General features: G+C 62.9%; 16 protein-coding genes. 7 read left to right on the top strand and 9 right to left on the bottom strand.

The genetic code is table 11. The features are described from left to right. Window positions 1-3 precede the first annotated feature (3 nt). Window positions 4-327, top strand: a complete 324-nt coding sequence (gene glpE, locus OKB87_RS21690) for a thiosulfate sulfurtransferase GlpE (RefSeq protein ID WP_011704135.1) — start codon at window positions 4-6, stop codon at window positions 325-327. Further along, window positions 324-1157: a rhomboid family intramembrane serine protease GlpG gene (gene glpG, locus OKB87_RS21695; RefSeq protein ID WP_011704134.1), complete on the top strand. Its 834-nt coding sequence runs from the start codon at window positions 324-326 to the stop codon at window positions 1155-1157. Before glpE ends, glpG begins: the two co-directional genes overlap by 4 nt. 139 nt (window positions 1158-1296) lie before the next feature. Here the strand turns inward: glpG and OKB87_RS21700 are convergent, their stop codons facing one another. Then, complete coding sequence (locus OKB87_RS21700; protein ID WP_270828505.1) at window positions 1297-3714, bottom strand: VolA/Pla-1 family phospholipase; 2418 nt, start codon at window positions 3712-3714, stop codon at window positions 1297-1299. 301 nt (window positions 3715-4015) lie between these two features. On the opposite strand from OKB87_RS21700, the gene ubiK reads away from it, so the two are divergent. Beyond that, a complete protein-coding gene (ubiK, locus tag OKB87_RS21705) occupies window positions 4016-4273 on the top strand; it encodes a ubiquinone biosynthesis accessory factor UbiK (protein ID WP_270828506.1) in 258 nt (85 codons plus the stop codon). Window positions 4274-4392: 119 nt separating this feature from the next. Here the strand turns inward: ubiK and fre are convergent, their stop codons facing one another. From fre to trxA, 5 genes are all read right to left on the bottom strand, one after another. Further along, window positions 4393-5091, bottom strand: a complete 699-nt coding sequence (gene fre, locus OKB87_RS21710; protein WP_016348960.1) for an NAD(P)H-flavin reductase — start codon at window positions 5089-5091, stop codon at window positions 4393-4395. A 168-nt stretch (window positions 5092-5259) separates the two neighbouring features. Next, on the bottom strand, window positions 5260-6729 hold the full coding sequence (gene ubiD / locus OKB87_RS21715; RefSeq protein WP_270828507.1) for a 4-hydroxy-3-polyprenylbenzoate decarboxylase: 1470 nt from the start codon (window positions 6727-6729) through the stop codon (window positions 5260-5262). 30 nt (window positions 6730-6759) lie between these two features. Then, window positions 6760-7767 carry a hypothetical protein gene (locus OKB87_RS21720; protein ID WP_270828508.1) on the bottom strand — a complete coding sequence of 336 codons (1008 nt, stop codon included), beginning with the start codon at window positions 7765-7767 and terminating at the stop codon, window positions 6760-6762. Between the two features lie 106 nt (window positions 7768-7873). Further along, entirely contained in the window at window positions 7874-9139 is a 1266-nt protein-coding gene (gene rho / locus OKB87_RS21725) for a transcription termination factor Rho (RefSeq protein ID WP_005307308.1), read from the bottom strand. Window positions 9140-9346: 207 nt separating this feature from the next. Further along, entirely contained in the window at window positions 9347-9673 is a 327-nt protein-coding gene (gene trxA, locus OKB87_RS21730) for a thioredoxin TrxA (RefSeq protein WP_005307306.1), read from the bottom strand. A 113-nt stretch (window positions 9674-9786) separates the two neighbouring features. Here trxA and rhlB point away from each other — a divergent pair, with 113 nt between their 5' ends. The 4 genes from rhlB to OKB87_RS21750 all read left to right on the top strand — a co-directional run bounded on the left by rhlB (window position 9787) and on the right by OKB87_RS21750 (window position 14052). Beyond that, window positions 9787-11076: an ATP-dependent RNA helicase RhlB gene (rhlB, locus tag OKB87_RS21735; protein WP_252376168.1), complete on the top strand. Its 1290-nt coding sequence runs from the start codon at window positions 9787-9789 to the stop codon at window positions 11074-11076. Between the two features lie 14 nt (window positions 11077-11090). Beyond that, a complete protein-coding gene (gene gppA / locus OKB87_RS21740; RefSeq protein WP_043165729.1) occupies window positions 11091-12581 on the top strand; it encodes a guanosine-5'-triphosphate,3'-diphosphate diphosphatase in 1491 nt (496 codons plus the stop codon). Window positions 12582-12776: 195 nt separating this feature from the next. Continuing rightward, window positions 12777-13757: a DUF4382 domain-containing protein gene (locus tag OKB87_RS21745; RefSeq protein WP_270828509.1), complete on the top strand. Its 981-nt coding sequence runs from the start codon at window positions 12777-12779 to the stop codon at window positions 13755-13757. A gap of 25 nt (window positions 13758-13782) precedes the next feature. Beyond that, window positions 13783-14052 (top strand): Rho-binding antiterminator, encoded by a 270-nt coding sequence (locus tag OKB87_RS21750; RefSeq protein ID WP_042065856.1) that lies wholly within the window; start codon window positions 13783-13785, stop codon window positions 14050-14052. A 59-nt stretch (window positions 14053-14111) separates the two neighbouring features. On the opposite strand, the gene OKB87_RS21755 is transcribed toward OKB87_RS21750, so the two are convergent. The 3 genes from OKB87_RS21755 to prlC form a co-directional block, all read right to left on the bottom strand. Next, the gene (locus tag OKB87_RS21755) at window positions 14112-14858 is read right to left on the bottom strand and encodes a class I SAM-dependent methyltransferase (RefSeq protein ID WP_270828510.1); all 747 of its coding nucleotides are present in this window, start codon (window positions 14856-14858) and stop codon (window positions 14112-14114) included. Window positions 14859-14950: 92 nt separating this feature from the next. Next, the gene (locus OKB87_RS21760) at window positions 14951-17494 is read right to left on the bottom strand and encodes a putative bifunctional diguanylate cyclase/phosphodiesterase (RefSeq protein ID WP_017410822.1); all 2544 of its coding nucleotides are present in this window, start codon (window positions 17492-17494) and stop codon (window positions 14951-14953) included. Window positions 17495-17698: 204 nt separating this feature from the next. Next, window positions 17699-19741, bottom strand: a complete 2043-nt coding sequence (gene prlC / locus OKB87_RS21765; protein WP_270828511.1) for an oligopeptidase A — start codon at window positions 19739-19741, stop codon at window positions 17699-17701. Window positions 19742-19876 lie beyond the last annotated feature (135 nt).

Below are 19876 nucleotides of genomic sequence, written 5' to 3' on the forward strand. Positions count from 1 at the left end.
TTAATGGACCAGTTTGCCCATATCAGTGCCCATGATGCCCACCAGAAGCTTGCCGCCGGTGCAGCCCGCCTCGTGGATATTCGCGACCCCCAGTCGTTCGAGACGGCCCACGCGGTCGGCGCCTTCCACCTCACCAACGGCACCCTGGTGCGTTTCATGAACGAGGTGGACTTCGATACCCCGGTGATCGTGATGTGCTATCACGGCAACAGCAGCCAGGGCGCCGCCCAGTACCTGCTGCAACAGGGGTACGATGAGGTCTACAGCCTGGATGGCGGCTTCGAGGCGTGGCGCAGGGAGTTCCCGATCCAGGCGGGCGACGCATGATCCAGCTGCTGGTGCTCGACAATGCCCGCATGGCCCAGGCGCTGGTGGACTATCTCTCCACCCTCGGCATCTCGTGCGAACTGACCCAGTCCGAGCTTGGCGTCTCGGTCTGGCTGGCAGACGAACAGCGCCTCGCCCAGGCCCAGCTGGAGGTGAAACGCTTCCTGGCCGAGCCGACCCACCCCCGCTACATGGAAGCCTCCTGGCAATCCGGCCGGGCCGATGCCCGCATCGACTACAGCAAGGGGATGACCGACCCGGTCACCGACTTCCTGCATCAGGCCGGGCCGCTGACTCTGGTGGTGATCATCGCCTGTCTGGCCATCTACGGGCTCGATGCCATCGGCTTGCCGATCTTCGATGAGCTGGCCTTCCACCCGACCCTGGCCCAGTTCACCGACTGGCAGGCGTGGCGCTACTTCACCCCGGCCTTCATCCACTTCTCGGTGCTGCACCTGGTGTTCAACCTGCTGTGGTGGTGGTATCTGGGGGGCCAGATCGAACAACGGCTCGGCAGCGGCAAGCTGCTGATCCTGCTGCTGGTAGGCGCCGCCCTGCCCAACCTGGCCGAGTTCTTCGCCAGCGGCCCGCTGTTTGGCGGCCTCTCCGGGGTGGTCTATGCCCTGCTCGGCTACTGCTGGCTGCGCAGCAAGTTGCAGCCGGCCTGCGGCCTCACCCTGCCACCGGCGCTGATGGGCTTCATGCTGTTCTGGCTGGCGCTCGGCTTCTTCGATCTGCTCGGCACCCGTACCGCCAACATGGCCCACCTGGCCGGTCTGCTGGTCGGGCTGCTGCAGGGCTGGCTGGACAGACACCATCAGCCCGCCTGAGTGGTAGTGGTCATCGAGGTGAGCAATCAGCTTGCCAGCCAGAGCGGCCACCAACCAGGCCAATCTGAACCGGCGACAAGTGCGATGCCGGAAAACAAAACGCCGCCCCGAGGGGCGGCGTTTTTATTGGCCGACTGGCTTACTGCTTGAGCAGGCTACCGTTGGTCACCTTGACCGCAGTACCGCCGCTCATGAAGAAGCTGGCGAACTGGGACTGCATCTCGGTGGTCACATCGCCGCTCGGGTCGAAGTTCTCGTCCGGCGCCAGCAGCGAGCTGTGGCCACCGGCCACGAAGCGGGCCGCGTTGTGGCTGGCCGCACCGGTGGCGGTCAGCGGCTGCAGTGCCAGCACCTTGAACAGCGGCTCGGTACCACCCAGCGGGGCGGAGGCGATGCTGTTCGGGATCACCTGGTCAGACAGGCTCAGCGCGCCATCGCCGACGATCTCGGTGGCGAACAGCGGGAAGCTGCTCTGGATGCCGCGGCCGAGGTTGATCGGGTCAGCCGAATCCAGCACCGACTGGGCCGCGAAGCTGTAGCTCTGCAACGTGCTGGCCGCCGCCGCCTGCTGGGTGGTGCTCAGGCTTGGCAGGAACTCGTTGACGAAGCAGGTAGGCACCGCGGTCTTGCAGTTGGGCGCGTAGGCGGTGAAGCCCGCTTTCAGCTCGGCACTGCCGCTGGTCAGCACGCCCATCTTGATGGTCGGACCGAAGGTCGGCGAGTTCAGCAGCAGCGGCGCGATGCCGCCACCCGGCATGGCCAGGCCGCCGGTGTCGAACTTGAACAGAGCATCCGCCTGCGCATTGCCGATCGGCTGGTTGGCAACCGCCAGCAGGTTGGTACCGGAGATGGCACCCAGGGAGTGGCCCAGGAAGTGCACCTTGAGGCTGCCGGCGGTGCCGATGGCACCCTTGGCATTGGCCAGACCGACCGCCAGACGCAGGCCCAGCAGATCCGCCACGCTCTGTTTCAGGTTGTCGCGGGCCACGGTCAGGTAGCTCAGGTTCAGATACGGGGTCGGGTTGTCGGAGGTGGTCACGGTCGCCATGCTGCCGCTCAGGGCGAAGCCACGCTCACCGTGCAGCGGGTGATCGATCACCACCAGCGCCACCTTCTTGCCTGCCTGCATACCGGCATAGATCTGGCCCAGCGCCAGTGCATAGGCGTTCTCTTTCACCGAGGTCACGCCGTGCTGGTAGATGATCACGTCGGTGATGGTGTTGAGGGCATCCTTGGCGAAGATGCGCATCGGCACCGACTGCACCTCTTCCAGCATGGGCAGCGGGTTGAAGCGGCCGATGTTCTGCTCGGCATCCAGCGGCTTGCCGCCGGAGGTGAGGGTCACCCCGATCAGCTTGCTTGCCTCAGCCAGCAGCTCGGCCTGACGGGTCGGATCGGCAATCAGCGTCGCCAGCAGGGCCGGGTCCACGCCCGCACCCACCAGCCCGGCGATCACTTCGCTGTCGGACGCTTTCAGGGCATTGGCGATGGCGTACAGGCTGGGGATGGCGCCGTGCCAGGACTGGGTCTTGGCCTTGTCCCAGGAACCGGCGGTGGCCGGTGAGGCGAGGAAGTAAGGCAGCTTGACGGTACCGGTATAGACCTTGGTCGCTTGAGCAATCGGGTTGAGTGGAGCACCGGGGCCGAAGGCGGTGGCGATCGCATCTTTCTGCTCCTGCGGCAGGAACTGCTCGGCGTCCAGCTGGGTCAGGAAGGCATTGCTGCCGGTCACGCTCAGGGTATAGGTGCCCGGCAGGCTGGTGTTGCCCTTGGCATCCTGCTTCCACAGGGCGGCCGCATCCAGGGTCGGGCTCTTCAGCACGGACGCCGCTGCCCCTTTCACCGCCACCAGCACGTCGGCACCAGACTGGGTACCGAACCAGTCGGAGAAGATGACGTGATCGGTGGAGACGCCGGTGGCAGCCTTGAACAGGCCTTCCTGCAGGGCGATCAGACCGTTGATGGTCTGCTCCTGGGCATTGCTGCCGACGTTGTTCTTGTAGTTGCCGTAGTCGTTGCCGGCCTTGACCGCGTTGCCGCTGCTGTCCTTGAGGGAGTCGGTGGCCACGATCATGTAGTAGGAGGAGGGATTCAGCGGCTTGAGCGGCACCAGGTTCAGTTTGCCGGCCGAAGCGGCCACCACGAAGTCCACCCCGTAGGTCAGCACCTTCTTCACGCCGTTCGGGCGCAGGGCGGCGCTGTCAAAGCTCAGCTCCAGCAGGTAGAGCGGCGCGACCGAGGCGGCAAACTCCGCCGCGGCCGGGGCCTGCACCTGGATGCCGGATGAGGTCACGGGCACGATCTGGATAGCCTGGGTCGTGGACCAGCCATCCAGGGTCGACATGGCCGACACCGGGTTGGAGAGATCTGCCGTTTCGGTGGAGAATTTCAGGGTGCCATCGCTGGCCCGGGCTGCCAGAGCACTGGGGCGCACGGCGTTGGAACCGGTCAACAGATAGTCGAGATAGCTGGAGGTGTCGCCTTTGTTATCGTCACTGCCACCACAGCCAGCCAGCATAGCACTGACAACTGCGGCGTAAATTAGCTTCTTTTTCATATCCTTATCTCTTTTTAGTTGTTATCCATGAAATGCTGACTGAGTTGGGTGAGAACCCGACCGGTACATCTTAACAGCAACGCAACAATTATTAAGCCTCTGGTCGGTCATCTGATCTGCTTTTTTTGTGTACAGCATCAAGGAATTGGAATAGAAACGGGACTCGATAGGTTAACAGCTTCATCCCGAATACCAGACCCGACCAGCGACGGCCCGTATGGCAGCTGGCAAAAAGCGACCCTCGATCTCGGCAAAGCGGATCGATTGCCGGTAGAATGGCGCATTGCTTAAGGAGAACCACATGATCGACCCGAAGAAACTGGAAGAGATCGCCAAACAGGTGCACAACTCCCTGCCGCCCGGCATTCGCAGCATGGGTGAAGAGGTGGAGAAGAAGATCCGTCAGGTGCTGCAGTCCCAGCTGGGCAAGCTGGACCTGGTCAGTCGCGAAGAGTTTGACGTGCAGACCAAGGTGCTGCTGCGCACCCGCGAGAAGCTGACCGCGCTCGAGGTCAAGCTGGCCCAGCTCGAGCAGCAGCTCGGCGCCAAGGGCGAATAACGCAGGTCGCCCATAAAGCAAACCCCAGCCAGGCTGGGGTTTGTTGTTTCTGGCCTGCCGCAAGGCAAGCAGCAGGCTGATTCAGCGAGGCCTCCTCGGTCACGCTCCTCATGCCGAACTCAGATGAATTCGTAGGCGTCGCCGAAGATGCGCTCTGGCTCGGCACCCAGGATCTTGAACTCCTCCCGCGCCGCGCCTGCCATCTCGAAACGACCGGCGACATAGATGTCGTAGTCATGCAGGCTGACGAAGTCATCCATGATGGCCTTGTGCACCAGCCCGGTCTTGCCGGTCCAGTCCGCTTCCGGCTCCTGTACCACCGGGATGAAGGTGAGCGGGGCGTAGTCGCGCTCCCACTGCTGCATCTGCTCCTGCTCGTAGAGCCAGTGCGCCTGGCGCACGCCCCAGTAGAAGAACACCGGGCGCTTGCTGCCGGTATCGATCAGGTATTCCAGAATGGAACGGGCATAGGAGAAGCCGGTGCCACCGGCCATCAGGATCAGCGGCCGGGGTGACTCCTCCCGCAGGAAGGCCTTGCCCGCAGCCAGTTCAATCTCGATCTCCCCCTGCTCGCGCATGCGGGCCAGCACCTGACCGGCATAGGCGTTTTCCGGGGTGGCGCCGATCTGCAGCTCCAGCATGCCCGGACGGGTCGGCGAGTTGGCGATGGAGAAGGGACGCTTGTCCGAATCGCTCATCACCACCAGCAGATACTGGCCCGGCTTGAAGCTGACCTCTTGCAGTGGCGTCAAGGCCACGTGCCAGATGGTGTCGACATATTCGCGCAGTTCCTCTACGCGGCACTTGATACGTTGCATTCTTATCCTTGTGACGGGCTCGCTCGGCCCGCTTTCGCTCTTGATTCACTGTGGACTGGCGACCAGCAAAGTGGTCAGGTCAGTCGAGCATACCCAATTCAGCTCAAATGGCATCAATCTTTTGCATCCCGGCCAGGCGGCACGGCCCGTCGGGCCTGCCGCCGGTCGTCAGCCGAGAATGTTCAGCTCGTCCCAGAGGACATCGATCTTCTGCTTCACCGCCTCGTCCTGGACTATGGGTTGGCCCCACTCCCGATTGGTCTCCCCCGGCCACTTGTTGGTGGCGTCCAGCCCCATCTTGGAGCCGAGCCCGGAGACCGGCGAGGCGAAGTCCAGGTAGTCGATCGGGGTGTGCTCGATCAGGGTGGTGTCACGGGCCGGGTCCATCCGGGTGGTGATGGCCCAGATCACGTCCTTCCAGTCGCGGGCATTGATGTCGTCGTCACAGACGATCACGAACTTGGTGTACATGAACTGGCGCAGGAAGGACCAGACCCCCAGCATCACCCGCTTGGCGTGGCCAGGATAGCGCTTCTTGATGGTCACCACCGCCATCCGGTAGGAGCACCCCTCCGGCGGCAGGTAGAAGTCCACGATCTCGGGGAACTGCTTCTGCAACAGCGGCACGAACACCTCGTTGAGCGCCACCCCGAGCACCGCCGGCTCATCGGGCGGACGGCCGGTGTAGGTGCTGTGATAGATGGCATCCTTGCGCATCGTCATGTGGGTGATGGTGAACACCGGGAACTCGTCCACCTCGTTGTAGTAGCCGGTGTGATCGCCATAAGGCCCTTCGGGAGCCATCTCGCCCGGCTCCAGATAGCCTTCCAGCACGATCTCGGCGCTGGCGGGCACCTCCAGATCGCAGCTGATGGCTTTTACTACCTCGGTGCGGCTGCCGCGCAGCAGACCGGCAAAGGCGTATTCGGAGAGGGTATCCGGCACCGGCGTCACCGCGCCGAGGATGGTCGCCGGATCGGCACCGAGCGCCACCACCACCGGGAAGCGCTCACCCGGGTGGGCCTCCTGCCACTCGCGAAAATCGATGGCACCGCCGCGGTGATCCAGCCAGCGCATGATCAGCTTGTTCTTGCCGATCTTCTGCTGGCGATAGATGCCGAGGTTCTGCCGCTTCTTGTAGGGGCCGCGGGTGATGGTCAGACCCCAGGTCACCAGCGGGGCAACGTCGCCGGGCCAGCAGTGCTGGATCGGGATCTGGTCCAGATCGACCGCCTCTCCCTCCAGCACCCGCTGCTGACAGGGGGCAGAGGAGAGCCGTTTGGTCGGCATGTTGAGCACCTGCTTGAAGATCGGCAGCTTCTCCATCAGCTCCTTGAAGCCACGGGGCGGCTCCGGCTCCTTCAGGTAGGAGAGCCAGATCCCCACCTGGCGCAGGGCGGCCACATTGGGCTGGCCCATGCCCATGGCGACCCGGTCCGGGGTGCCGAACAGGTTGGTCAGCACCGGCATGGCATAACCCTTTGGATTTTCGAACAGCAGGGCAGGCCCGCCCGCCCGCAGGGTGCGGTCGCTGATCTCGGTCATCTCCAGATAGGGGTCTATCTCGCGACTGATGCGCTTGAGTTGTCCGCTTTGTTCCAGCTGCGCGATGAAATCACGCAAATCCTTGTATTTCATGCAGGTACCCTGTGTTCAGGCGATGCCGCATTATAACCCTGGGCGGGCGGCGGGTGTACCCGAATCGGGCAGCATCACCGGACTTGCATGGCGCTTTTCCTGCCGGGTCAGCCGATCGGCAAGCTGGGCCAGCAGCCTGGGCTCGTCCATCTGCAGCAGCAGGCTGGCCACCTGACCGCTGTATTGGCGATTGCCCAGCTCCGCCAGCAGGAACTGCTGGGCCGTGTCTGGCAGCGGCGAAAGTTGACTGAGTTGCTGCAGAGCGGGCAGCTTGAGACGGGCATTGCGACTGGCGGCAATCAGCAGATCGCTGGCCGCCTGGCCCTGATGAAAACGGCCCACGCTGGCGAGCGCGGCCACGCTGTCGTGATCCACCGGTTGATGCCACAGCTTCTGATAGAGGGCGCTGTCACCGGTACGCTCGGCCAGCAGCCGCAGCAGCCGGTTGTCGGGCAGGAAGATGCTCATGGCGGCCAGCGTGTGCGCCTCCCGCTGCAGGAGCGGAAGTGGCTGCCGATCGAGTACGGTCAGCAGCGCCTGCTGCTGCTGGGCCAGATCGGGATTGCGGCTGTTGTAGATCTGCTTGAACTCGAACGTGCCCTCTTCCAGCTGCTGGCGATAGTTGTCCTGCCAGGCCTGCTGCTGCCAGCGGCTCAACACCTGCCGCGCGGCGGCGGCAAAGTCGTAGGCGGGTTGCTGCACCAGAAAGCCGTCCACCTCTTTTTCCACCAACCAGCTGGGGGCCTTGAACGACTGGGCACGCACCCAGGCCAGCAGTTGTGGAGTGGTGGCCCTGGGCTGGCTATTGAGGGTGGCCAGCAGCTGGCACAACAGATACTCCCGCTGCCCCACGGCCAGGGAGTCCAGCAGGGTGTCGATGGCGGCAAACTGCCCCAGCTGCAGCCGGCCGGTCAGATAGTCGAGGTGACCCTGCAGCCCCTCGTCGGCCACCAGTGCAGCCCGGGGCGGCTGCGTCTCGGCAGCCCCGACCGGCAGCACCAGCAACCAGCTCAGCAATATCAGGAGTACATGCTTCATGACGTCCCTATCCTTGTGACATCGAGGTTTCATACTACTCAGGCGACCGTAAAATAGATAAACAAAAACCGCGACCTGGGCCGCGGTTTGATGATTTTCGAGTCGGTTACTTCTGCTGGCGCCGCATGGCGTCGAAGAACTCATCGTTGGTCTTGGTCATGGCCAACTTGTCGATCAGGAACTCGATGCCGTCGATCTCGCCCATCGGGTGCACAATCTTGCGCAGGATCCACATCTTCTGCAGCTCGTCGCCGGTGGTCAGCAGCTCTTCCTTGCGGGTGCCGGAGCGAGTGATGTCGATGGCCGGGTAGACGCGCTTCTCGGCAATCTTGCGCGACAGGTGCAGTTCCATGTTGCCGGTACCCTTGAACTCTTCGTAGATGACTTCATCCATCTTAGAGCCGGTATCGATCAGCGCGGTGGCGATGATGGTCAGGCTGCCGCCCTCTTCAACATTGCGCGCGGCACCGAAGAAGCGCTTCGGGCGGTGCAGGGCGTTGGCGTCCACACCACCGGTCAGTACCTTGCCGGATGACGGGATGACGGTGTTGTAGGCACGGGCCAGACGGGTGATGGAGTCCAGCAGGATCACCACGTCCTTCTTGTGCTCGACCAGGCGCTTGGCCTTCTCGATCACCATTTCGGCGACCTGAACGTGACGGGAAGCCGGCTCGTCGAAGGTGGAGGCGATCACTTCACCCTTCACCATGCGCTGCATCTCGGTCACTTCTTCCGGACGCTCGTCGATCAGCAGGACGATCAGTTCGCAGTCAGGGTGGTTGTAGGCGATGCTCTGGGCGATGTTCTGCAGCAGCATGGTCTTACCGGCCTTGGGCGGTGCGACGATGAGGCCGCGCTGGCCTTTACCGATCGGGGAAGCCAGATCCAGTACGCGGGCGGTGATGTCTTCGGTGGAACCGTTGCCACGCTCCATGCGCAGACGCTCGTTGGCGTGCAGCGGAGTGAGGTTTTCAAACAGAATCTTGTTGCGGGAGTTTTCCGGACGGTCGTAGTTGACCTCGTTGACCTTGAGCAGCGCGAAGTAGCGTTCGCCCTCTTTCGGCGGCCGGATCTTGCCGGAGATGGTATCGCCGGTACGCAGGTTGAAACGGCGGATCTGGCTCGGGGAGACATAGATGTCGTCCGGGCCGGCCAGGTAGGAGCCGTCTGCACTACGCAGGAAGCCGAAACCATCGGTCAGGATTTCCAGCACACCGTCGCCAAAGATATCCTCGCCACCCTTGGCGTGCGCCTTGAGGATCGCGAAAATAATGTCTTTCTTGTGCGCCCGAGCCAGATTTTCCAACCCCATGGATTCGCCAAGCTGTACCAGCTCGGACACAGGAGTGTTCTTTAATTCAGTCAGATTCATAGTGGTGAAAGTCTGTAAGCAAGGATTGAAATGAGGAGACAGTCTGCTGGATTGATGCTGATCGGATTTGATTTGCCAGGCTGATGTGTGAGCAAAGAGTCAGGCAAAAAGGTTAGCAAACGAGCGATAAATTAGCACCAATCGGGGTGAGCGTCTAGGTGATAAAACAGAAGGAGCGCATTATTGCAATGCGCTCCTCTTTGATTATTACAGGTTACCGTCCAGGAACTCTTTCAGCTGAGTCTTGGACAGGGCACCGACCTTGGTCGCTGCCACTTCGCCATTTTTGAACAGCAAGAGGGTCGGAATACCACGAATGCCATACTTGGGCGGAGTGTCGGCGTTATGGTCGATGTTCAATTTCGCCACGGTCACGCGACCGGCATACTCTTGGGCGACTTCGTTCAGGATCGGGGCAATCATCTTGCACGGACCACACCATTCGGCCCAGAAGTCGACCAGAACGGCGCCATCGGCTTTGATTACATCTGCCTCGAAGCTGGCATCGCTCAGCTGAACAATCTTGTCACTCATCTCCAACTCCAGTCAGTAATTAAGGCTTTATTGACGTATCAACAAAGGCAATAGTTGCCCTATTTGAAATGATCCTGTTTATTATTGCAAGCCTAACCTGATAACCTACCGCCATGAGCAAAACACATTTAACGACCGACAAATTCGCCCAAATGGGCCTCGAACCCGAAGTTCTGGCTGGTCTGGAATCAAAGGGATTTCACTATTGCACCCCCATCCAGGCACTGTCTCTGCCACTGCTGGTAGAAGGTCATGACCTCGCCGGTCAGGCCCAGACAGGGACCGGCAAAACCCTTGCCTTCCTGGCCGCCACCTTCAACTATTTGTTGACCCATCCGCTGACCAAGCCGCGCCTCATCAACCAGCCGCGCGCCATCATCATGGCCCCGACCCGGGAGCTGGCGGTCCAGATCTACAACGACGCGGAGAGCATGTCCGCCTCGACCGGCCTCAAGCTCGGCCTCGCCTACGGTGGCGAAGGGTACGACAAGCAGCTGGCCGTGCTGGAGCAAGGGGTCGACATCCTGATCGGCACCACCGGCCGCATCATCGACTACTTCAAGTCCAAGGTCATCGATCTGAGCAATATTCAGGTCGTGGTACTGGACGAAGCGGATCGCATGTTCGATCTCGGCTTCATCAAGGACATCCGTTTCCTGTTCCGCCGCATGCCGCCCGCCACCGAGCGTCTGAGCATGCTGTTCTCCGCCACCCTCTCTCTGCGGGTGCAGGAGCTGGCCTACGAACACATGAACCACCCGGAACATGTACAGATCGAGCCGGAGCAGATGACCGGCGTGCGGATCAAGGAGGAGCTGTTCTACCCCTCCAACGAAGACAAGATGTTGCTGCTGCTCTCCCTGATGGAAGAGGAGTGGCCGGAGAAAGCCATTGTCTTCGCCAACACCAAGCACGTCTGTGAAGACGTTCATGCCTGGCTGGAGAACGACGGCCACCGCGTCGGCCTGCTGACCGGTGACGTGCCGCAGAAGAAGCGGATGAAGATCCTGGAAGACTTCACCAAGGGCACGCTCGACATTCTGGTTGCCACCGACGTGGCCGCCCGCGGTCTGCACATCCCGGACGTGACCCACGTCTTCAACTATGACCTGCCCGACGACGCCGAAGACTACGTACACCGCATCGGTCGTACCGGTCGTGCCGGCAAGAGCGGTCACTCCATCAGTCTGGCCTGTGAAGACTATGCCTTCAACCTGCCGGCCATCGAGGAGTACATCCACCACCCGATCCCGGTCAGCAAGTATGACCGCGAGGCGCTGCTGGATGATGTGACCGCACCGAAGCGGGTGTTCCGCAACCGTCAGCCGGTGAATCGCAACATGCGCGATCGCCAAGGCGGTGGCAACAGCAACAACCGCCGTCGTCCGCCCCGCAAGAGCTGAAAGGACTGGCCCAGTTGCACAACTCGCCGCTCTATGCCGCCATCGACCTCGGCTCCAACAGCTTTCACATGCTGGTGGTGCGCGAGGTCGCCGGTGCCCTGCGCACCGTCACCAAGGTCAAGCGCAAGGTTCGCCTCGCCGCCGGGCTCGATCCGGAGTTTCGTCTCAGCCGTGCCGCCATGGAGCGGGGCTGGGACTGCCTGCGCCTGTTCTCCGAACAGTTGCAGGACATTCCGGCCGACAACATCCGGGTAGTGGGCACCGCCACCCTGCGCCTTGCCACCAACGTCGACGAGTTCCTCAGCGAAGCGGAACGGGTGCTCAACCACAGCATCGAGATCATCTCGGGCGAGGAAGAGGCAAAGACCATCTATGAGGGGGTCTCCTGGACCTCGGCCGGCGAAGGCAACCGGCTGGTGATCGATATCGGCGGCGCCAGTACCGAGCTGGTGATCGGCGAACACAGCGAAGCGAAACTGCTCAACAGCCTGCACATGGGCTGCGTCACCTGGCTCAACAACCACTTCGGTGACGGCGAGCTCTCCGAGGCCCGCTTCAAGCAGGCCATCGCCGCCGCCAAGGCGGTACTGGAGAAGGTGGCGGAAGATTATCGTGTGCTCGGCTGGCGTACCTGTGTCGGCGCCTCCGGCACGGTGCAGGCATTGCAAGAGATCATGCTGGCACAGGGGAAGAGCGAGCGGGTCACCCTGCCCAAGCTGCAAGAGCTGATGGGTCAGGCCATCGCCTGCGGCAAGCTCGACCAGCTGCAACTGGAAGGACTGGCGGCCGAACGGCTAACCGTGTTCCCCTCCGGTCTCGCCATCCTGATCGCCATCTTCGAAACCCTCAACATCGAGAGCATGACCCTGGCGGGTGGCGCCCTGCGCGAAGGGCTGATCTACGGCCTGCTCGGCAACAATCACGACTGTGATGCCCGCGATCGCACCGCCGACAGCCTGATCAATCGCTACCAGCTGGACAAGGAGCACGCCGAACGGGTGCGCGACACCGCCGTCGAGGCGTTCAACCAGCTGCAGCCGGCCTGGCGACTCTCGAAACGCTACGGGCGCCCGATCCTGCGCTACGCGGCCCTGCTGCACGAGATCGGTCTGTGCATCGAGTACAAGAAGGCGCCGCAACACGCCGCCTACATCATCGACAACATCGACATGCCTGGCTTTACCCCGGCCCAGAAGAAGCTGTTGTCGGCCCTGCTGTTCAACCAGCGGGACGAGTTCAAGCTGGAACCACTGGAGAAGCAGGGTGCCGTCACCGGTCGCCAGGCGATCCGGCTGGCCCGCATCCTGCGCATCGCGCTGATCCTCTGCATGCGCCGCACCCAGGGCACAGTGCCCCGCTTCACCCTCGAAGCCGATGAAGATGCACTGACCCTGACCCTGCCGAGCGGCTGGCTGGACGAGCACTACCTGCGCGCCAGCGAACTGCGCTTCGAGGTGGAACGCCAGCAGAAGATGGGCTGGCCCACCCGGCTGCTGGAAGCCTGATTGGGCCTCGCCCAATCAGTGCCTGCCCTGCTGCTCCGACAATCTCTTTCGCAGCCATGACTGGCGCCGTTCAAAGCTGATCCTTGATTTCATTGGGTTGGCGCACCGAGCTCGTCCTTTTCCCGCTGGCTGCCACCCCCGCCATTACCGTCGCTCGACTAGAGTAGGGTTGTCTTCACAACCGGAATGGACGCCATGAAACCCTTGACCCTGATCGGCCTGACCGCCCTGCTCACCGCCTGTGGCGGCGGAGGCGGCGGCGACAACAACAACCCGCAACAGGCCCAGCTCTCGCTGGCCTTCTCTGACGCCCCGGTGGATGCCGTCAGCAAGGTCTGCATCGCCGTCGCCAACATCAGCATCCACCCCGTCGCCGGCACCGAGCAAAGCTGGACCACCGCCAGTTTTCTCACCTCGGCCCAGGACGATGGCTGCACCCCGAGCGGCGAGACCATCCCGCTCGACAGCGCAGGGAGGCCGCTGTTCACCTATATCGATCTGCTGCACTACCAGGGTTCCGCCAGCCGCCCGCTGCTGGCCAGCCAGAGCGTGGTGCCCGGCGACTACAGCCAGATGCGACTGCGGGTACTGGACGGGCGGGAGGTCGCCAACCAGTTTCTGGACGGCACCCCCTACTCCTACGTCAAACGGGATGATGGGGTGATCAAGCCGCTGGAGGTGCCCAGCAGCGAACTCAAGCTGGATGCCTTCACCATCGCCGCCAACGGCCTCAGCGCCTTCACCACCGAGTTCGACCTGCGCCAGGCCATGGTTCTGCCGGGCCACGAGCAGTACTACAAGCTCAAACCCAGAGGGGTGCGGCTGGTGAACAACACCCAGGTCACTACCGTCAAGGGCACGATCGCAGCCGGGCTGTGCGGCGGCCAGCTGACCGACAAGGCCTTCGTCTACTTCTACCAGCCCAGAAGCGACGACAACTACCCCGACATGGCAGACAGCGACAACGGCTTCTACGCCAGCGCGCCCGTGTTGCCGCAAAGCGGTGGCGGCTTTGGTTACGAGTTGGGATTTGTTAATCTCGGCAGCTACGATCTGGCGCTGGTCTGCAATGGCAACGAGGACGATCCGGCGCTGGCCGGCGACCCGCTGCAACTGGAACAGGTGCAGAAAGCCCAGGCGGTGGTGGCGCCCGCCACCAGCATCAACTTCCAGTAACCGGCGACCAGAGGGCAACCCGCACATGAGCACCTACCAACCCATCAGTTGCGATCTCTACGACTGGCTGGAGATCGCCGCCAGCTGGCAGCTGCCGGTCACCCTCACCGGCCGGGATGGCCGCCAGTGGGCGGACAAGATCCGCACCATCGAGGCCAGAGCAGGGGTCGAGTACCTGCTGCTGCACGGTGGCGAGCGACTGAGCCTGGCGGAGCTGGCCACCATGGCGCTCAGCTGGCAGGGGGAGGAGAAGCTGATCCGCTTTGCTCCGCCGGCCCCAGCCGACGGCCAATAGATGGCAAGAGGGCCAACCCCATCGGGTTGGCCCTCTTCTTTTATCCCTCGCGTGCGGCGTTATCCCACCAGCGCCGCCATCACGTAGACATCAAAGCGGTTGCTCTTGGTCTCGATGGCCATGCTCGGCTTGTGCTCGTTGAGCCAGCCGGCGTAGTCCGGCCGTTTCACCACCACCCGCTTGTTCGCCATGGCGAGCGCCGCCGGCAGCAGGGCATCGGCGTCGAGATCCGGCCCCACCAGCGACTGAAACACCCGCATCTCTTTTTTCACCAGCGCCGACTTCTGCTTGTGGGGGAACATGGGGTCGAGGTAGATGACGTCGGGCCGCTCGCTCAGCCCTAGCAAGGTCTCCACCGCCGGGCCGTGCCGCAACTCCATCCGCTCGCGTACCCAGGGGCCGATCTCCGGGTCCAGCGCCGCCCGCGCCAGCCCGTCCTGCAACAGGGCGGCCACCACGGGGCTGCGCTCGATCATGGTCACCTTGCAGCCGAGTGAGGCGAGCACGAAGGCATCGCGCCCCAGCCCGGCGGTGGCATCCACCACGCGCGGCATGGCGCCCGCCTTGAGTCCCACCGCCTTGGCGATGGATTGGCCACGGCCGCCGCCGAACTTGCGGCGATGGGCGACCGCCCCTTCGACGAAGTCCACATAGACCGCGCCCAGCTTGGGCTCGTCCAGCTTGCGCAGCTCCAGCCGCGCCGCGGTGAACACCAGGGCAAACTGGGGAAGGTCGGTCTGGCCGAGTTGGCTGGCCAGGGCTTCTGCCTGAGGCGCCTTGGCGGGGTCTTCGAGGAGGATCTGCATGGTATCGACTGTGTGGCGGTATCAGTGGGCGGAGTGTATCACAGCCCCCGAAGGTCGCTGTAGGGGCTCTGGCCGAAGGAGGGGCGGAGGGGCTAGCTGGTCTGCAGGAACATGCTCTTGTCGTTGAGCTGCAGGTACTCGGTGAGGTCGTCGTAGGCCAGTGGCCGGCTCAGCAGATAGCCCTGGGTGAAGGCACACCCCTTCTGGCAGAGGAAGTTGAGCTGCTCGCGAGTCTCCACCCCCTCGATCACCACCTGCATGCCGAGGTTGTGCACTATGTTGATGATGCCGTCCAGCAGCAGCCGGTCCTGTTCATTGAACGGGATGTGGCGCACGAAGGCCCGGTCGATCTTGACCAGGTCCACCGGGAAGTTACGCAGATAGTTGAGCGCCGAATAGCCGGTGCCGAAGTCGTCGATGGCCAGCTTGCAGCCCGCCTCGCGCAGCGCATCGATCCGCACCCTGTGCTGATCGCTGGTCTCCATCAGCAGGGACTCGGTGATCTCGATGACGATGTCCGCCGGGTCCAGCCCGAAGTGGTGGATCACCTTGAGCCACTCGCTCGCCTCCGGATCTATGGTCTGGAACTCCAGGGTGGAGCGATTGATCGACATCTGCAGATCCGGGAAGCCGGATTGCTGCAGCCGCGCCAGATCCCGGCACGACTGCCACAGCACCAGCGCCCCCAGCCCCTGGATGAGCCCCGCCTCCTCCGCCAGCGGGATGAAGTCCGCCGGCGACACCTGGCCCCAGTGCGGGTGATACCAGCGCACCAGCGCCTCCAGCTTGGCGACCCGGCCACTGCGGTTGTCCCAGATCGGCTGGTAGGCCATGGTCAACTGCTCGAGCTTGATCGCCTCCGCCAAGTCCTGCTGCATCTGGTGGCGCTGGCGCACCTCTTCGCGCATGGAGGCGCAATAGCTGCCGAGCAGCCGTCCCTGCCGCTTGGCGGCAAACAGCGCCTGCTCGGCGTTGCGCAGCAGCTCGTCGCTCTCCAGACCATCGCCCGGACAGAGGGTGATGCCGATGGTGGCCGTCACATAGAGGTGCTGGTTGGCCAGCATGAAGGGACGGGCAAAGCCGCCGATCACCTGCTTGGCAAACACCTCGGCCTGACGACGGTTGACTATGCCGGGCACCAGGAAGGCGAACTCGTCGCCGCCGATGCGGGCCACCAGGTCCTCGGTGCGCACCCGGCTCACCAGCCGATCCGACACTTCCCGCAGCAGGGCGTCACCGGCGTGGTGATCCATGCTGTTGTTGACCGCCTTGAAGTTGTTGAGATCGAGCACCATCAGCGCGAAGCGCTCGCCCCGCTCGCAGAAGCGGCTCAGGCAGCGGCCGAACAGCCAGCGGTTGGGCAGGCCGGTGAGGTTGTCGTAGTTGGCCTGGGCGGCGATCTTCTGCTCCGCCAGCTTGGTCTGGGAGAGGTCGCTGAAGATGGCGATGTACTGGCTGATGCGCCCCCCTTCCCGCAGGGTGCTGATCATCAGCTGCTGGGGATAGAGCTTGCCGTTCTTGCGCTTGTTCCACACCTCGCCGCGCCACACCCCCACCCGCTCCAGCGCGTGGTACATGTCGGCGTAGAAGGCCTGATCGTGCAGCCCGGACTTGAGCATGCTGGGCCGCTGGCCGCACACCTCCTCCTCGCTGTAACCGGTGATCTGCTCGAACGCCGGATTGACCGAGATGATGCGGCTGTCGGCGTCGCACACCAGGATCGCCTCCGAGAGGTTGTCGTAGACCCGGTGGGAGAGCTTGAGCTGTTCGGCGTGGCGCTTGAGGGGATCTATGTTCTCCAGCACCACCATCAGGTAGTCGGGCTGCAGCTGATCGTCCCGCACCAGGGTGACGGTGACCCGCCCCCACAACACCTGACCGTCCCGGTGCAGGTAGCGCTTCTCCTGGGTGAAGGCGGTGCGCTCACCGCGCTTGAGCTCTTCATAGCAGGCGGCGCTGCGCAGCCAGTCTTCCGGATGATTGAGCTCGGCGGCGGTGCGGTGCAGCAGCTCGCTCTGGCTGTAACCCAGCATCTTTTCGATGGCCGGATTGGTCCAGAGGATCTTGCCGTTCAAATCGAGCTTGCCGATCCCGACCGGGGCATGGGACATCATGGTGTGCAGAAAATCGTGGTACTCGGGCTGGGGCGGTGCCGGCTGTTGCAGCATCAGCGCCAGTTCACGCCCGGCCAGCGGGGCCAGCAGGCGCAACAGGCCCATCACCTTGTCCATGTTGGTGAGCGGCCGCTTGAACAGCACGCTGCAGATACCGACCGTCTCCCCCTGGGCACTCTTGAGGGCGATGCCGGCATAGGCCTGGATGTGCCAGGCCTGCAACACAGCGGCATGGGGAAACAGCTGCTGTACCCGATCGCTGAACCAGGTCTCTCCCTCCTGCAGGGTGATCTCCCCCAGGGTGGCGCTGACCGGAAAGCTGAAGTTGGTGGTGTCGAGAGACGCGGGGTGGGCAGCGTGTACCTTGAAAGAGAGCCCCGCTTGATCCCTGCCTGAAATCAGGACGAAGTCGGCCCCGACCGCTGCTGCGATTTCACTCACAAAGGTATCGAAATATCCCTGACCACTCGAATGAGACAGACTTGAGATGATTTGATAGACAGACTCGAGTGCTCGCCTCATGGCAAGGTTCTTTCTCTCCTTGGAAGGTAGGACCCGACTCTACTGAAGAGCCGGGGACAGTGCAAACATGCTATCCGCAAGATATTAAAAAGCCTTGAGAAAAGGGACCAAAAGGTCCCTTTTTATCTCAAAAATCACGCTGTGATCCCACTATATGGCAAAACTGTACCTGCTTGAAGCTCACGCCAGCCGGGGCCCGCAAACTCACGCAGCAATCCCGCTGTGACGGAGCAGCGCATCCACCTGAGGCTCGCGGCCACGGAAGGCTCGGAACAGCTCCATCGGCTCCTTGGAGCCACCCTTTTCCAGGATGTTCTTCAGGAAGGACTGGCCGGTAGCCGGGTTGAAGATCCCCTCCTCCTCGAAGCGGGAGAAGGCATCCGCAGAGAGCACCTCGGCCCACTTGTAGCTGTAGTAGCCCGCCGCATAACCGCCGGCGAAGATGTGGGAGAAGCTGTGCTGGAAGCGGTTGAAAGCCGGCGGCGTCATCACCGCCACCTGGCTGCGCACCTCATCCAGCAGCGCCGGGATCTGATCCGCGCTGGCCGGGTCAAATTCCTGGTGCAGACGGAAGTCGAACAGAGCGAACTCCAGCTGGCGCAGCATCTGCATCGCCGCCTGGAAGTTGCGGGCGGTCAGCATCTTCTCCAGCAGATCGGCAGGCAGCGGCTCGCCGGTCTCGTGATGGCCGGAGATGAAGGCCAGTGCCTCGGACTCCCAGCACCAGTTCTCGAGGAACTGGCTCGGCAGTTCCACCGCATCCCAGGCCACGCCGTTGATGCCGGCCACGCCGGCCACGTCGATGCGGGTCAGCATGTGGTGAATGCCGTGGCCGAACTCATGGAACAGGGTGACCACTTCGTTGTGGGTGAACAGGGCGGGTTTGCCATCCACCGGGCCATTGAAGTTGCAGGTCAGGTAGGCCACCGGCTTTTGCAAGGATCCATCCTGACGGTAGCGACGACCCAGACAGACGTCCATCCAGGCGCCGCCCTGCTTGTGCTCGCGGGCATAGAGGTCGAGGTAGAAGCTGCCGCGCAGTTCGTCCTCGGCATCGAAGATGTCGTAGAAGCGCACGTCCGGGTGCCAGGTATCGATGCCGAGGCGCTCGCGCACCTTCATGCCGAACACCCGCTTGACCACCTCGAACAGCCCCTTCACCACCTTGCTGGCGGGGAAGTAGGGGCGCAGCTGCTCGTCGGAGATGGAGAACTTGTGCTGCTTGAGCTTCTCGGCGTAGTAGGCGAGATCCCAGGCGGCCAGCTCGCCCTGCCCGTGTTGCTCGGCGGCGAAGGCGCGGATCTCTTCCAGCTCGGCCTTGCCCTGCGGCAGGGACTTGGCCGCCAGATCGGTCAGGAAGTTCACCACCTGCTCGGGCTTGTCCGCCATCTTGGTGGCGAGCGACAACTCGGCATAGTTGCCAAAGCCGAGCAGCTGGGCCAGCTCGCGGCGCAGGGTGAGCAGCTCGGTCATGATGGCGGAGTTGTCCCACTTGCCGGCATTGGGGCCCTGATCCGAGGCACGGGTGGTGAAGGCCTCATACAGCTCGGCGCGCAGCGCGCTGTTGTCGGCATACATCATCACCGGCAGGTAGGAGGGGATGTCCAGGGTGAACAGCCAGCCCTCCTTGCCCTTCAGCTCGGCCAGCTGGCGGGCAGCGGCCTGTGCGCTCTGCGGCAAACCGGCCAGCTCGGCCTCGTCGGTCACCAGCTTGCTCCAGCCCTGGGTCGCGTCCAGCACGTTGTTGCTGAAACGGGAGGCCAGCTCGGAGAGGCGGGCCTGGATCTCGCCGTAGCGCTGCTGCGCCTCGGTGGGCAGGCCGATACCGGACAGACGAAAATCGCGCAGGGTGTTCTGGATCTCCTTGCGCTGGGCGCCGCTCAGCAGCGGGAAGTCGTCGCTCTCGGCCAGTTCGCGATAAGCCTGATAGAGCCCCTCGTGCTGGCCGACATAGGTCTGGAATTCAGACAGCAGCGGCAGGCAGGCGTCGTGGGCCGCGCGCAGCGCTTCGCTGTTGAGTACGGAGTTGAGGTGACTGACCGGCGACCAGATCCGCGCCAGGCGGTCGTTGACCTCTTCCAGCGGGGCGATCAGGCTGTCCCAGGTGTGCGGGTCGCGCTGGGCCAGCACATCGCTGATCTTCTGTTTGCAATCAGCGATGGCCTGCGTCACGGCAGGCTGGACCTGATCGGGCTGGATCTGGCTGAAAGGGGGCAGCGAGTCCATTGTCAGCAAAGGGTTGTTCATCCTGCGATACCTCTAAATTCTCTACAGCCCCTGCCGTCCAGAAGCTTGCTTGGACTACCTAAGATGTAGGCAGAAACCTCATTAATCAAGCCTTTGCCTGCCAGAGCGCGGCCTGTTGTCCACTTTTCGCCGAGA

Source organism: Aeromonas sp. Y318-1 (assembly GCF_027706125.1).
GTDB lineage: Bacteria > Pseudomonadota > Gammaproteobacteria > Enterobacterales > Aeromonadaceae > Aeromonas > Aeromonas hydrophila.

What these genes read in the sequence shown, in the direction of transcription:
- glpE (WP_011704135.1), top strand. Translation starts at nt 4, where the DNA reads ATGGACCAGTTTGCCCATATCAGTGCCCATGATGCCCACCAGAAGCTT.
- glpG (WP_011704134.1), top strand. Translation starts at nt 324, where the DNA reads ATGATCCAGCTGCTGGTGCTCGACAATGCCCGCATGGCCCAGGCGCTG.
- OKB87_RS21700 (WP_270828505.1), bottom strand. Translation starts at nt 3,714, where the DNA reads ATGAAAAAGAAGCTAATTTACGCCGCAGTTGTCAGTGCTATGCTGGCT.
- ubiK (WP_270828506.1), top strand. Translation starts at nt 4,016, where the DNA reads ATGATCGACCCGAAGAAACTGGAAGAGATCGCCAAACAGGTGCACAAC.
- fre (WP_016348960.1), bottom strand. Translation starts at nt 5,091, where the DNA reads ATGCAACGTATCAAGTGCCGCGTAGAGGAACTGCGCGAATATGTCGAC.
- ubiD (WP_270828507.1), bottom strand. Translation starts at nt 6,729, where the DNA reads ATGAAATACAAGGATTTGCGTGATTTCATCGCGCAGCTGGAACAAAGC.
- OKB87_RS21720 (WP_270828508.1), bottom strand. Translation starts at nt 7,767, where the DNA reads ATGAAGCATGTACTCCTGATATTGCTGAGCTGGTTGCTGGTGCTGCCG.
- rho (WP_005307308.1), bottom strand. Translation starts at nt 9,139, where the DNA reads ATGAATCTGACTGAATTAAAGAACACTCCTGTGTCCGAGCTGGTACAG.
- trxA (WP_005307306.1), bottom strand. Translation starts at nt 9,673, where the DNA reads ATGAGTGACAAGATTGTTCAGCTGAGCGATGCCAGCTTCGAGGCAGAT.
- rhlB (WP_252376168.1), top strand. Translation starts at nt 9,787, where the DNA reads ATGAGCAAAACACATTTAACGACCGACAAATTCGCCCAAATGGGCCTC.
- OKB87_RS21745 (WP_270828509.1), top strand. Translation starts at nt 12,777, where the DNA reads ATGAAACCCTTGACCCTGATCGGCCTGACCGCCCTGCTCACCGCCTGT.
- OKB87_RS21750 (WP_042065856.1), top strand. Translation starts at nt 13,783, where the DNA reads ATGAGCACCTACCAACCCATCAGTTGCGATCTCTACGACTGGCTGGAG.
- OKB87_RS21755 (WP_270828510.1), bottom strand. Translation starts at nt 14,858, where the DNA reads ATGCAGATCCTCCTCGAAGACCCCGCCAAGGCGCCTCAGGCAGAAGCC.
- OKB87_RS21760 (WP_017410822.1), bottom strand. Translation starts at nt 17,494, where the DNA reads ATGAGGCGAGCACTCGAGTCTGTCTATCAAATCATCTCAAGTCTGTCT.
- prlC (WP_270828511.1), bottom strand. Translation starts at nt 19,741, where the DNA reads ATGAACAACCCTTTGCTGACAATGGACTCGCTGCCCCCTTTCAGCCAG.